12 protein-coding genes and 1 pseudogene are annotated in these 13,302 nt (G+C 59.4%); 7 read left to right on the top strand and 6 right to left on the bottom strand.

Annotation, left to right across the window (positions count from 1 at the left end; genetic code table 11):
- Positions 1-2: 2 nt before the first annotated feature.
- Positions 3-128: pseudogene (locus tag IFU31_RS04920) on the top strand (IS3 family transposase); the annotation flags it as partial.
- A gap of 22 nt (positions 129-150) precedes the next feature.
- On the opposite strand, the gene IFU31_RS04915 reads toward IFU31_RS04920, so the two are convergent.
- Positions 151-1,131, bottom strand: a complete 981-nt coding sequence (locus tag IFU31_RS04915; protein ID WP_192102434.1) for a toxin-antitoxin system YwqK family antitoxin — start codon at positions 1,129-1,131, stop codon at positions 151-153.
- Positions 1,132-1,249: 118 nt separating this feature from the next.
- Here IFU31_RS04915 and IFU31_RS04910 point away from each other — a divergent pair, with 118 nt between their 5' ends.
- Positions 1,250-1,600 carry a helix-turn-helix domain-containing protein gene (locus IFU31_RS04910; RefSeq protein ID WP_134723330.1) on the top strand — a complete coding sequence of 117 codons (351 nt, stop codon included), beginning with the start codon at positions 1,250-1,252 and terminating at the stop codon, positions 1,598-1,600.
- A 460-nt stretch (positions 1,601-2,060) separates the two neighbouring features.
- On the opposite strand, the gene IFU31_RS04905 is transcribed toward IFU31_RS04910, so the two are convergent.
- Complete coding sequence (locus tag IFU31_RS04905; RefSeq protein ID WP_192102433.1) at positions 2,061-2,348, bottom strand: hypothetical protein; 288 nt, start codon at positions 2,346-2,348, stop codon at positions 2,061-2,063.
- Positions 2,349-2,906: 558 nt separating this feature from the next.
- On the opposite strand from IFU31_RS04905, the gene IFU31_RS04900 reads away from it, so the two are divergent.
- Entirely contained in the window at positions 2,907-3,182 is a 276-nt protein-coding gene (locus IFU31_RS04900; protein WP_197979600.1) for a hypothetical protein, read from the top strand.
- A 171-nt stretch (positions 3,183-3,353) separates the two neighbouring features.
- On the opposite strand, the gene IFU31_RS04895 is transcribed toward IFU31_RS04900, so the two are convergent.
- Genes IFU31_RS04895 through IFU31_RS04880 form a run of 4 tightly spaced genes read right to left on the bottom strand, consistent with a single transcriptional unit; the run spans position 3,354 to position 7,154 of the window.
- The gene (locus IFU31_RS04895; RefSeq protein WP_134723329.1) at positions 3,354-3,971 is read right to left on the bottom strand and encodes a UbiX family flavin prenyltransferase; all 618 of its coding nucleotides are present in this window, start codon (positions 3,969-3,971) and stop codon (positions 3,354-3,356) included.
- Positions 3,961-4,908, bottom strand: a complete 948-nt coding sequence (locus IFU31_RS04890; protein ID WP_134723328.1) for a LysR family transcriptional regulator — start codon at positions 4,906-4,908, stop codon at positions 3,961-3,963. The genes IFU31_RS04895 and IFU31_RS04890 overlap by 11 nt, the downstream gene beginning before the upstream one ends.
- Positions 4,909-4,932: 24 nt before the next feature.
- Positions 4,933-6,375: an aldehyde dehydrogenase family protein gene (locus IFU31_RS04885; RefSeq protein WP_134723327.1), complete on the bottom strand. Its 1,443-nt coding sequence runs from the start codon at positions 6,373-6,375 to the stop codon at positions 4,933-4,935.
- Between the two features lie 20 nt (positions 6,376-6,395).
- Positions 6,396-7,154, bottom strand: coding sequence for an SDR family NAD(P)-dependent oxidoreductase (locus IFU31_RS04880; RefSeq protein ID WP_192102432.1), 759 nt, complete (start codon positions 7,152-7,154; stop codon positions 6,396-6,398).
- A gap of 336 nt (positions 7,155-7,490) precedes the next feature.
- Here IFU31_RS04880 and IFU31_RS04875 point away from each other — a divergent pair, with 336 nt between their 5' ends.
- Genes IFU31_RS04875 through IFU31_RS04860 form a run of 4 tightly spaced genes read left to right on the top strand, consistent with a single transcriptional unit; the run spans position 7,491 to position 13,271 of the window.
- Positions 7,491-8,909: a sodium:solute symporter family protein gene (locus IFU31_RS04875; RefSeq protein ID WP_134723325.1), complete on the top strand. Its 1,419-nt coding sequence runs from the start codon at positions 7,491-7,493 to the stop codon at positions 8,907-8,909.
- Positions 8,906-10,558, top strand: a complete 1,653-nt coding sequence (locus tag IFU31_RS04870) for a thiamine pyrophosphate-dependent enzyme (protein ID WP_192102431.1) — start codon at positions 8,906-8,908, stop codon at positions 10,556-10,558. Before IFU31_RS04875 ends, IFU31_RS04870 begins: the two co-directional genes overlap by 4 nt.
- Before the next feature lie 14 nt (positions 10,559-10,572).
- Positions 10,573-11,805, top strand: a complete 1,233-nt coding sequence (locus IFU31_RS04865) for an alpha-hydroxy acid oxidase (protein ID WP_244657632.1) — start codon at positions 10,573-10,575, stop codon at positions 11,803-11,805.
- A gap of 56 nt (positions 11,806-11,861) precedes the next feature.
- Positions 11,862-13,271, top strand: coding sequence for a UbiD family decarboxylase (locus IFU31_RS04860; protein WP_192102429.1), 1,410 nt, complete (start codon positions 11,862-11,864; stop codon positions 13,269-13,271).
- Positions 13,272-13,302 lie beyond the last annotated feature (31 nt).

The raw sequence follows: 13,302 nt of genomic DNA, 5'->3' as shown, positions 1-13,302 counted from the left end.
TAGCGCAACGGGACATCGGTCGGTATCTGATGCAGCAGTACAACTGTCGGCGACCGCATCAGTTCAATGGCGGGTTCGCGCCTGCGGTCGCTGAGGAAAAACTTAATTCAGTGTCCGGAATCAGTTGACCACTACACTTTTGTCAGACGATCAATTCGAATGCTGTCCCTGCGTGCACCATTTTTCCCATTCTCCAAGCTGCTCATTATTGATCGGGACATTCTCGCCGTTGGTAGAATGGAACTTGTCGATGTAGTCACTCACGCAGCTATCAAGCTGCGTGCTGTCCGACGGTCCAGCGGCGGAGGCAGTATAGAACACATTATCTCTGTACTCCCCAACCTTCATCACTTCGCCATTTTTAGACCATTCCTTGCTAGGGCCGTCCGGAGAGCCATCTCTGAAAGTAGTTTCCTCGATCAATTGTCCGGTGCCAGCATCCCATGCCCTCACAACCCCGTTAACACGACCGGCCTGATACGGCACCTCACCGGTTTTTCTACCATTAGGCCCCCAGCTTTCTGCAACTCCGACATAGAACCCTTTTTCTGCTTTGGCTTGGTACGTGAGCTGACCGGTCTTATCGTCCCATCGCTGGTCAAGCCCATCGATTACGCCAGCGCGAAGCTGGATCTGCTGAATAAGCGTTCCGGTATTCGGGCTGTAGATTTGGACGTCTCCATTAGTTCGGTCTTGTTTGAAGGACGCTTTGCTCAGGACGTTGTTGTGCTTTCCCCACGTAGTGAAGTCGCCGTCCATCGCGCCTTGCTTGTAGTGGGCTTGGTAGCGAAGGGTAGTTGTGCCTGGCTCGTAGCAACTCACTTCGCCGTCCAAGTGGCCCTCACTTGTCCGGCCATTACAGATCAACTTCAAGAAACGCAGAGATTCGTCAGGGCGCTGCATGCGATCCAGTGTTGCGGCCAATCCCGCTAGGATCCCGGTTAGGTCACCAGTCTGTCTGATCAGTGTGTGCGGAAAATTCGTCAGGCTTCCCGTAAAAGGCTCATTGCCACCCTTCTGGTACACCTTGCCGTTCGATAACTCCGCATTGCGAAAATCTAGGGTTGCGTCACCGCAGCCTGAGAGAATAAGAGCAGCAACTGCCGCGAGTGAGATTCTGCTGTACGCCATGAAAAACCGTCCTAATACGCCACCAATCAACCTTTAGGGTTGAGTCTCAACGTTAGAGGTCCTTCATGTCAATGAGTGGCTCCTCAACCATTCAGGTTGACTAAAGGGAGCATGCCTAGTGGCTGTAGATGATCACCGAGACCTTGCCGAGTCGATTGGTAAAGCGATCGCCAACCAACGTACTCAGACGGGTTTGACACAGGATGAGGTAGCGGAGAAGCTGGGGATTGGCAGCGAAGCAGTGTCCCGGATCGAGCGGGGGCTGGTCGTCCCCAACGTCGCACGTCTTTTCGATTTCGCTGATGTATTCGGTTGCGAGGCTGCGGAGCTGTTGATGAAAACAAGTTCGCGAAGCAGTGACCAGACCCGATACATTAGCCAAATGCTTCAAGAGCTAGCTCCGTCGGATAGGCAGTTGATCCTAGCATTAGTTGAGTCGTTGGCAGAACGGCTCAAGCGGCCGGGTTGAATATGGGCCATAGCTGCGTATAGACATCGAGGCTTGCATCGCGCGCCAGTCCTAGATTAATTGTCGTAGCTGACCGTGCGAGGGCTGTGTGGCCGATCTCAGGCCTCGAAGTCGGCAATTGCCCTCATGAATTCCTTGGCGCACGGCCAACCTCCGTTTTCCAGTCTTTGAGAATGCGCACCAGCTCTTGCCAAGGAAACTGCGGGAGATCGCTGCTTCGGGCGCAGCCCGGTGTGTGGTGAGGGTAGAAGGACAGGTAGGACTCATCGATCGGCTGCCTGCCGCTGCAGTAGCGGCAGTGAACATCCGGATCATAGATGTCCCACCACGCTTTCCAGTGCACCAGACGATTGTCGGCCGACGGTCGGTTTCTCATCCTAATCTCCGTATCGATAGCCGTGTTAATTCTCAACTCTGGGAATGACGGAAGCGTCTGTAGCAGGCGGTGAAAGACGCGTGCTCATTCTGGGGATTTCGCCAGCTTCTTCGCCCGCAGCCAAAAGGCATCGGCCTGTGGCTGAGCGAGCGAGCCCTCTTTGACAAACCGCCGAAGCCATACCTTCAGCTTCCCGGCCTGTGCTGGCTTCTTGGCTAAAGGTATACAGAGGGAGAACACCATGCCACGCGCCACGGCTCGATCGCGTATCACCATCTTTTTAAAGTCCAAGGCGACAAAAAGGTCCTCCGCAAACTGCCCGGCGATCACGCAGCTCGGCCAACCGTTGCTGTAAAACGCCGCCATGCTCATGTCACGATTCCTTATGGTTAATGCCGTTAACACTTGAACCAGACGGTAGCACGGCGGCGTTGCAGTGCCCGGGGCTCTGGCGTCCAGAAGGCGCCAAAACGCCCGCCAAGGCGGGCTTTTGATAGGGGGGGAGTTTGAAAAAAGCACCTGATATGGAAACCTTCGTAGCCAGCAAGCGTTGACTTGTTGAGGGCCTATTAAGGACCTAATCAGTCACTGAAATGGTCGCTATAGAAGGTCAGTTCGGGATTATTAGACAGACGTGTCTATGCGTCTTGAATACGTCTATTTCCAAGCGCTGGTAAGAGCCCAACTTGATCTGGATACCAACCCGGCATTCGAGGAAAACGAGGAAATACCCATGATCCTTCGTGGAGAGACTCGCACGGAATACCTCACACTGAAGGAAATTGCGCTACTAGGGCAGATGTCTGAGGGTGCGGTGCGGAATGCGGCCCAGCCTACGGCGACGGATCGTCTTCAGACTCGCATGGAACAGAGCCAGACGATGGTCGACGCCCGGGAGGCGTTGCGCTGGTTGAAAGGGCGCCGGGGGATTTGTTGCCACCCGCGCAGATTGGTACCGAAACTCAAACCTATCGCCATCGCAAAAAGGACATCGTCATAAGCCTAGAACGCTTCAGCCGCATGATTTCTGCCTCGACCCACAATTTCGCTCATCCCCTGCCAGCGGAACTCCTGCTGGCATCAGAAGGCGATCTGCAGACCTTCCATGCGCCCTTCGACCCCGTCAATTCGGCGGCTCGAATCGTGCTGTGCGGCATCACGCCGGGGTTGCAGCAGGCCATGCTTGGCCATATCCGGAGAAGTTGATAGTAACCGAGTAATTACGCTACACATGGTAGCAGCGTAGACGGAAGGGCGGCTTCTGGCCGAGAGCAGCCGGTTGCGAGTACACCAGGGCGCGGCATGTCACCAGTCATCCGCACTCCCCTGTGAGGCTTCCGGGTATCGGCCCGCACTGTGCAAAGTGAGGCGTTATGATCAAGAGCAGCTTTTGACTTCGTCCAAGGTCAAGACGTGTTCAGCCTCTTGTCTCCAGCGACGCACGACACCCAAATCTATATCGAACATATCCAAGACTCGTCCGACACTGTGGTCAATCATTTCTTCCAGGTTCTGCGGGCGGGCATAGAACGCTGGCAATGGCGGCGCGATGATGGCACCCAGTTCGGCCAGTTCGGTCATGCTGCGAAGGTGATTGCGGTGCAGCGGTGTTTCACGAACCATCAGTACCAGACGCCTGCGTTCCTTGAGCACCACATCGGCGGCGCGGGTCAGGAGGGTGGAGGTGACGCCGCTGGCGATCTCGGACAGGCTGCGGATGGAGCAGGGCGCGACAATCATGCCCATGGTCTTGAATGACCCGCTGGCGATGGCAGCACCAATGTCCTGGCTGGAGTGGGTAACATCGGCCATGTCCTTGAGTTGCGACCAACTGACATCGGTTTCGTGGGCCAGGGTGATCATCGCCGATTTGCTGACCACCAAGTGCGTTTCGATGGGCGTGTCGCAAAGCAGTTGCAGCAGGCGTACGCCATAGATGGCCCCCGATGCACCGGAAATACCGATGATCAGTCGCTGCGGGCGGTTATCGTTCATGTGTTTCTCCCGGGGCTGAACCCTCTTTGTAGTAAGGAATGGTGCTCAAGGTGGAGTTCAGGGTCTTGCCGATGACTTCGATGAATAGCAATGCCGCCGGGGTTAGCGGACGGCGTACGTCATGGACGCACATCATCCGCCGGGTTATTCCGGGAGCGGTCAGGGGGTAAGCGCGCAACGCACCTTGATGCAGACCACGTTGCAGCACCGTGGCAGGCAGAATGCTGACCCAGTCGCTACGGCGCAGAAACTCCTCGATGACCGCCAGGTCATCCACTTCCAGTCGTGGCGTCAGCTCAAGCCCTTCGGCGGCCATTCGTTGATCGATGACAATTCTCAGCCCGTGTCGCCTTGACGGCAGCACCAGCTTGAGATCCTGCAGCGCCGTCAACGGAATCGGCACCGGGCAATTCAGACGATGGGCCGCGCCACCCGCTACCAGCAGTTCTTCGTTGAGGATGTCGTGACAGTGCAGGTGATCCTGCTGAAAGCTTTGGTTGATGACAGCAAAATCCAGCGTCCCGGCCAATACCTTATCGATCAACTCCTGACTGTAATCTGAGGTGACGCACAGTTGCACATCAGGATGGTATTCAACAAAGTGCGCCAGGGTTGCCGCCAGGGCGTGATTGGTCGCTGAAGCAATCAACCCGGCATGCACCCGTCCGCCGATCTGCCCGCTACGGTCGATGAGGGATTGTCGCGCTTCAAGAAACTGTCCCAGGATCGGCATGAACAGGCGGTAAGCCTGATCACCGGCTTCGGTCGGGTGCATGCCTTTTGAGCTCCGTTCGAACAAGGTCTGGCCCAGTTCTTCTTCGAGCTTGGCAATCTGCATCGACAACGCGGGCTGGACGATATTCAGGCGTTGCGCCGCCCGAGTGACCGAACCCTCCTCGTAGAGGCAGGTAAAGTATTTCAGTTGGCGCAGCTCCATGGCTGTGTTTCCTCGGTATGGGGTTCAGCCCAGGGTGCCGACGCTCTGATAAATATGCTTGAGCTCGCTGAAGTCCAGCAGGGCATCGACGCCGTGCAGGCGGCCAAGGCCACTTTTGCGATAGCCGCCGGTTTCGGCTTCGGCAAACAGTTTGTTGTGGTCGTTGATCCAGACGGTGCCGTTGCGCAATGCCCGCGCCACCCGCCAGGCACGTGCGCCGTGCTCGGTCCAGACGCTGGCCGAAAGACCAAACTCGGTGTGATTGGCCCGCGCAACCGCTTCGGCCTCATCCTCGAAAGGCTCGATAACCAGCAGCGGGCCGAAGATTTCTTCCTGGCAGAAGAATGCACCGCTGTCGCGATGGGTGATCAGGGACGGCGCAAGGTAAGCCCCCTTGCTCGACACCCCTTGCGGGCGACCACCAGACAGCAGCACTTGATCACAGCTGTCCAGTGCCTGGGCGATACGCTGTTCGACCTTATCCCTGGAATGCCAGTCAATCAGCGGGCCCATTTGTGTGGCAGGGTCGGTTCCAGGGCCAATCCTGATCTCTGCCAGCGCGGCCTTGAGGGCCTTTTGCATCTCGTCGAAACGGCTCGCATGCACCAGAATTCGTCGCGCAGCGGTGCATTGCTGTCCGGAAATAATCGTCGCTGCAGCGGCAAGTTTCGGGGCGATGGCCGCGATATCGGCATCTTCGAACACCAGGCAGCAGGATTTTCCCCCCAGCTCCAGTGAGAGTTTTTTCATCGTCGCGGCAGCGTCCTGCATGATGCGCTGGCCGGTTGCCGTTGAGCCGGTGAAACTCAGCACGTCGACATCGGGCGAGGCGACCATGAAGCCAGCTCCTGCATGACCAGTTTCGGCGAACAGATTCACCGCACCGGCCGGCAGCCCAGGCAGATTGAGCAGCGGTTCAAGAATCGCCGCATTGAATAGCGCGGTTTGCGGCGCAGGTTTGATCACCGAGGTGCAACCCGCAGCGATGGCTGGAGCCAGGGCTCTGATCAGCAGTACAGCCGGTGCATTCCAGGGAATAATCAGCCCGGCGACCCCCGCCGGTTCGCGCAACAGGCTGGAAAACTCCCCCGGCGCGACTTCCAGAACATGCCCAGGGTTATGGCGCGCCAGACCCGCGTAATAAATGATTTCCGAAATCGCCCCGGCGATCTCACCCCGGGATTGGGTCAGGGCTTTGCCGTTTTCGCGGCTCAGGAGTTGCGCCAGTGATTCGTGACGAGCCTTGAGTTCAACCGCCCAGTCCAGCAGCAATTGCTGGCGCAGGCGTGGATTCTGCGCCCACTGTGGCTTGGCAAATGCCGCTGTGGCGGCCGCAACCGCGGCTCGGGCCTGAGCCTCGCCGCCATCGGCAAAACGACCAATGGCCTCACCATTGGCGGGGTCGAGGCTATCAGCCCATTGACCATCAGACACCCAGTGACCGTCGATAAAATGTTGGCTTTGCATGAATACTCCTCGATTCGCGATCAATGGGTGACCGAGCCGCCGTCGACCACGATGGTCTGGCCGCTCATGAAGTCACTGTCGGCGCTGCTGAGGAACAGCAACGCGCCGATCAAATCCTCAGGTACCGCCTCACGCTTGATGCAACGGCTGGCGATGTTGGTTTTGACCATGACGTCAGCCCAGTCGGCGTTGGCCTGCACGTTGGCGCTCATGGTCAGTCCGGGAGCCAGGCAGTTGCAGCGGATGCCGGCATCGCCAACCTCCCGGGCGATGGAGCGGGTCATGGCAATGATCGCGCCCTTGGAGGCGACATAGGCCAGCATCATCGGCGCGCCCTTGAACGCGGTCGCCGAAGCAATGTTGACGATCTTGCCGTAGCCCTGCTGACGCATGACGGGCAATACCGCCTTGGCGCATTCGAAGGAGCCGCGCACGTTGACCGTCATGATCCGGTCCCATTCGGCGGACTCGGTCTGTTCGAAGGGTTTGAGTTGCAGGGTCGCGAAAAGGGCAGCGTTGTTGATCAGGATATGCACGCCGCCGAAGGCTTCGACTGCCGCGTAGACCATGGCCTGGACGGCATTTGCGTCTGTGACATCGCAAGCAACTGCCAGCGCCGTGCCGCCCTGAGCGTGTATTGCATTGGCGGTTTCTTGTGGCGCGTGAAGGTCGCATATCACGACGCTGGCACCCTCTGCGGCCAGCGCCAGGGCATAGGTGGCACCGATTCCCTGAGCTGCACCGGTGACGATAGCCACCTTGTCGTTGAGCCGATTCATGGCATGTCTCTCTTGTTTTTATTGGAATGAACTGCCGCACCGCTGGCTGCGGGTTGATCCACGGCAGAGGGTTGTCTGCGCCGAGTCTGGTAGATCATCACGCCCTGCGCCTTGCCCTGAGGGCTGGAATTTCGCGCCACAGTCGGTGAATTTGCCTTGCAGTCTGATTTGCGCTCGAACCGCGCAAACCCGCCGGATGGGTAAGCAATTACTGATGGCTCGAATCAACATTTGTTAATAGGCAGCGGCCGCAAATGCCTGTTTAGCTTGATCCCAATCGAAGCCGCCGACGCAGTGGCTTAGTCCGACACAACAACAAAAAATCGGAGAAATATCATGGGTTCCAGCTGGCTGGTGCTATCCATCACCGTTCTGTACATGTTCGCGCTTGCCCTGATCAGTTACGCGGTGCGCCGTCACTCGCGTAGCGCCGCCAACTACACCACCGGTGGTAGTCACTTTCCGGCGATATTGATCGGCTTTCTGATGATGTCCGAGTTCATCGGCACCACGGCCAGCGTCGGTACCGCTCAGGCGGCTTATACATCAGGCATCTCCGCCGCCTGGAACCTGGCGTCGCTGGGGGTCGGGTTCGTGTTGTTCTCGCTGTTGCTGGCGCACAAGTATCGCAACCTGGGGGAGAACACGATTTCCGGGGCATTGGCTCTCACTTATGGTGAGCCTGTGCGCTTCGCGACTTCGGTGATCATGATCTTCGCCCTCATGATTGTTGCCGTGTCGGTCTATGCCAGCGGCGGCGCGGTATTGGCTGGGTTGCTGGGCATTGGGAAGGCGCCGGCAATTGTCATCACCGGTGTCGTAGCGGTGATTTTCGTCAGCGTTGGCGGCATGCGCTCGGTGGTGTACACCAACTTTCTCCACGCACTGATCAAATACCTGGGGATCATTCTGACCCTGGGTTTCGCCCTCAGCCGCGTCGGCGGTATGGAGGCGCTGCTGGAAAAACTGCCCGCGCCGATGCTCACGGTCGACAACGTCGGCTGGAGCCAGATCATGGCGTGGATGGTGGCCGGTATTGGTGCGACCTTCGCCACGCAGTACGTGATTCAGGCGGTCAACACCGTGAGCAGTGGCGACAAGGCCCGGCATGCGGCTTTCTACTGCGCGGTGATGCTGGTGCCCTTTGGCATCTGTGCAGCACTGATCGGCATGTGCAGTCGCGTGTTGTTTCCGGCCATCGCGCCGTTGCTGGCGTTCCCGGCATTGATCGGCGAGATGGACAGCATCATGGCCGGCGTGGTGGTGGCGGGGCTGGCCGGGTCGCTGTTTGGCACTATCTCGGCGCTGACCATGGGCATCGCCACCCTGGCGCTCAAAGACTTTTATCAGCCGTTCTTCAACAAGACCAAGCAGGTGAAACGTGACTTGGTGTTCGTCAAAGCCGCCACGGTGGTGGCGGGTCTGCTGCCCATCAGCCTGGCGATTTTTGCCTCTGGAGTACTGGAAGTGACGTTCCTCGCCAAAGCCTTGCGCGCCTCCCTCGCGGTGCTGGTGATCATGGTCTTCTACGCGCCGACCTTCGGCACCCGGCGGGGTGCGTTCCTGAGCATCATCGCCTCGCTGATCGTGACCGTCAGCTGGTTTCTGATGGGCAACCCTTATGGCATCGACAATGCCTATGTGGCGCTGGCGACGCCTCTGGTGATCATGACCTTGAGCCACATCATGCGCCGCGGTGAAGACGTGCCCCTGCAAACCGAGCCGTCGCTGAAAACCGAAGGAGTACATCCATGAAGATGTCTGGAGCTCAGGCCATTCTTGAAGTGCTCAAGCGCGAAGGGGTGCGGCATTTGTTTGGCGTGCCAGGTGAAAACTTCACACCGCTGATGGACGCTTTATACGACGAGCCCTCCATCGAATTCATCGTCGGTCGTCAGGAAGGTGGTGCGGCCTTCATGGCTGAAGCCTATGCAGGGTCCGGTGGCGGGGTGGGTGTGGTGCTGGGCGCCCTGGCGGTGGGTGCGACCAACCTGAGTATCGGCGTGCATACGGCGATGGAAAACTCTACGCCCATGGTGGTGTTGCTCGGCCAGCTGGATTCGAAATTTCGTGGTCGGGAAGGTTTCCAGGAAATCGATCTGGACCGCATGTTCGCGCCGCTGTGCAAATGGGCGATGGAACTCAGCGATGCCCGGCGGCTGCCAGAAATCCTGCAACGGGCGTTTCGTCTGGCGCGCAGTGGCAGGCCGGGGCCGGTGGTGGTGTCGTTGACCGAAGATGCGTTGCACGACGAACTGGAGGCGAACTTCAGTACGCCGCTGGCCGTCAGCCGCCCGCGCCCGTCACCGGACGAAGTCAGCGCTTTGGTGCGGTTACTGGCCCAGGCCCGGCGGCCGGTGATTGTCGCCGGCGCAGGGGTCAAACGTGCCGGCGCAGAGTCACTGCTTGTGCAGTTCGCCGAACGCTGCGCCATTCCGGTCATGGCTGCATGGCGGCGCCACGATGTGTTTCCCAACGGCCATCCGCTGTATTGCGGGCATTTGCAGATGGGGACTCATCCGGCCTTGGTCGATACCCTGCGCCAGGCTGACATGCTGATTGTCATCGGCGCGCGGCTCAATGAGATCACCACCCAGAACTACACGGCAGTCAATGCCGGGCAGCGCATCCTGCAAATCGACATTGACGACCGAATATTGGGCAAGGCGTATCCCATCGAACACGGCGTAGTCGCCGATGCACGCCAAGCCCTTGAAGCGCTGCTGGAGCAAAGATTCGCCGCGCCCTCGCCAGACTGGGCGAAATCCCGGCGGGCAATTTATGAAGACGTCACCGGCCTGATCGTCGAACCCCATGACGACTACGTAGACAATCGGCAGATCATTCGCGAGTTGCGCGCCCAACTGCCAGACGATGCGATCCTCACCAATGACGCGGGTAACTTCGCCGGCTGGATGCACACATTTTTCAGCTTCCGCCAGTCCAACACCTATGTCGGCGCCGCATCAGGCGCCATGGGCTACGGCATGCCGGCGGCCATCGGTGTGCAGCTCGCACAGCCCAGTAGAACCGTGGTGTCCCTGTCCGGTGACGGCGGGTTGATGATGACCATTCAGGAGCTGGAAACCGCAGTGCGCCTCAAACTGCCGGTCATTGCCCTGGTGTTCAACAACAACATGTACGGCTCGATCCGCATGCACCAGGAAAAGGCCCACCCCGGACGGGTCATCGGCTCGGATCTGGGTAATCCTGATTTTGTCCTACTGGCCCAAGCCTTCGGGGCACAGGGTTTACGGGTCAGCAACGATGCCGCTTTTGCCCAAGCCTTGCAAATCGCGCTCCAAGGCACTGGCCCGGTGCTGATCGAAATTGTCTGTGATCCGCAACGTATATCCGTGCGCCAGACCATCGAGCAGATCCGGCAGTCCGGCACTGGGCAATGAGCGAGGTGGTCGAGATGGAAGTCAAACTTGAACAACCAGTCGCGCCTGTACAGGCCTGGGGTGCGGGCAGCGGCACCAGCAGATCGGCGAAGCTCAAGCAACGCCTGCCCACCTTCAGTTATCTGGAGAAAGCAGCGCGGAGCCGGATTCCGGGTTTTGCATTTGATTTCGTTGACGGCGGAACCGGCGAGCACCTGGCCGCCGAACGCAATCGCAGAGCGTTGGACGCCGTGCAGATCATCCCGCGCTATGGTGCCAGTGCCGTGTTGAACACCGAAGTGCAGCTGTTCGGGCGCCGCTACGCCAGCCCCATCGGTATAGCGCCGGTCGGGGTGGACGGCCTGGTCTGGCCGGGCGCGACCCAGTTGTTGGCCAAGGCGGCCCATCGGGCGCGGATCCCTTACATCACCGGCACCTTGGCCAGTGGCTCGCTGGAGGAGGTGGCGGAGCTCTGTCCTGACAGTGTCTGGCTCCAACTGTACGGCCTGCCGAGGGATCGGCACCGCGTAACCCTCGACCTGATCCAGCGAGCCGAGGCGTGTGGGGTGCATGCCTTGGTTGCCACCCTGGACGCGCCGGTTCGTGCCAAGCGGCCAAAGGATTTGCACAACGGTCTGATTGTCCCGTTCCGCATGACCCCGCGCACGGTCTGGCAAGTCGCCACTTCCTTGCCCTGGGCTCAAGCCTTGCTCAAGAACGGAGCACCTGGCTTCGCCAATATCGAACGCTATGTCAGCGGCGGTAGCAGCATGGCCGCCACCGCGGGTTTCGTGCAGAGCGAGATCAAAGGCACGTTCGACTGGGAGACCCTGGCCCGCATGCGCGACGCCTGGCCCAGAGCGCTGGTGGTCAAAGGGGTGTTGCATCCCGAAGATGCTGAGCGAGCCATCAGCCTGGGTATCGACGGCATCCTGATTTCCAATCATGGCGGGCGACAGTCAGAGGCTGCGCCGCCTTCCATCGACATGTTGCCGAGCATCGTGCGGGTCGTAGGCGAGCGCGCCACCGTGCTGTTCGACAGCGGCATCCGTAGCGGCCTGGATGTGGCCCGCGCTATCGCGCTCGGTGCTCATGGCACCTTTTGCGGGCGAGCGTTCCTTTATGGTCTTGCCGCATTGGGCGCCGAGGGTCCCGACCACGTGGCGCAATTGCTCGACGATGAACTGCGTACTGCGCTGGCACAACACGGCGCCTACACCTGCGCGCAATTGCGCAACGCTGCGGTGCGCCATCCGGCGGCCTGGTAGGCTTGATCGCGGGTGATCAAGGCCAATCGATAACAATCCCAATAGCGAGATCAGCGATGTCAAACGACCACATTTCTGCCTACGATCAACCCCTGCCGCCTGGCGCTACTTTGCGTGGCTGGCTGGATCATTTGCAAAGCAGCCAGCGCCTGACGCTGGTCGAGCCCGGCACATCTTTACGCTTTGGTGTTGCTGCGGTCGCCAACCGTCTGGATGGCCAGAGCGCTTCGCTGTTTCTTGCCCCGGACCAGCACGAAATCCCGGTGATTTCCGGGTTGCTCTCGGATCGCCTGTGGATGGCCGAAGCGATGGGCGTCAAGCCTGCTGAAGTGCTCAACCGCTTTCAGGACGCGAGCCTCAACCCCATTGCCAGTCAGGAAGTGGCGGATGCACCGTGCCAGACGGTGGTGCACCATCAGGTGGATCTGTTGAAGCAGCTGCCGATTCCGACTCATAACGAACATGACAGCGGCGCGTACATCACTGCCGGTTTACTGATTACCCGCAACCCGCGCACCGGTATCCAGAACGTCTCCATCCACCGATTGCAGGTCAGCTCCGCCAATCGTCTGGGCGCATTGTTGTTGCCTCGCCATGCCTTGGCGTTCTTTCAGGAAGTTGAAGGCACGGGAGAAGATCTGGAAGTCGCGGTGGTGATTGGTGCTGACCCGCTGACCCTTCTGGCGTCGCAGGCAATCGTGCCCATTGATCACGATGAGCTGGAAATTGCCGGGGCTCTGCATGGCCGTCCGCTGCCCGTGGTGCGGTGCGTGACTAACCGGATTCGGGTCCCGGCCGAGGCGGAGATCGTTCTGGAAGGACGTCTGTTGGCTAACGTTCGTGAGCTGGAAGGGCCTTTCGGCGAGTTTCCGCAGTACTACGGCGAGCGTGCCGAGCGCCATGTGATTGAGGTCGATGCCATCACTCACAGGCTCGCGCCGCTCTTCCACACCATCGTTGGCGGCGGGTTGGAGCATCTGCTGCTGGGCGGCATTCCTCGGGAAGCGACGCTACTGGCCCATCTGCGCCGCAGCTTTCCGGGCGTCCGCGATGTGCACCTGGCCAAGGGCGGGGTCTGCCGTTATCACCTGTACGTGCAGCTGTACAAGCGCTCCGAAGGTGAAGCGAAAAACGTCATCCTCGGCGCATTTGGCGGCCACTACGATCTCAAACATGTGGTGGTGGTAGACCTCGACGTGGACATTCATAACCCCACCGAAGTGGAGTGGGCAATTGCCACACGCTTCCAGGCCGACCGCGATCTGGTGCTGGTGCATGAGGCCCAGGGTTCGAAGCTCGATCCCTCAACCCGGGATGGCGTCGGCTCGAAAATGGGCTACGACGCCACGGTGCCGTTGTCCGCGCCGCCGATGCGCTTTACCCGCATCCGCGTGCCCGGCGAGGCAGAGGTGGATCTGGACGCCGCGACGCGCCCGGCACCTGCAGACTGGCAACGTCTGTTCTGATTCAGGACGCTTGATGCAACGATGCCGAATC

Origin of the sequence: Pseudomonas sp. CFBP 13602, from assembly GCF_014842725.1 — a bacterium.
GTDB lineage: Bacteria > Pseudomonadota > Gammaproteobacteria > Pseudomonadales > Pseudomonadaceae > Aquipseudomonas > Aquipseudomonas baltica.
Note: the sequence above shows the minus strand (reverse complement) of the source record. Positions and strands in the feature narration are given on the sequence as shown.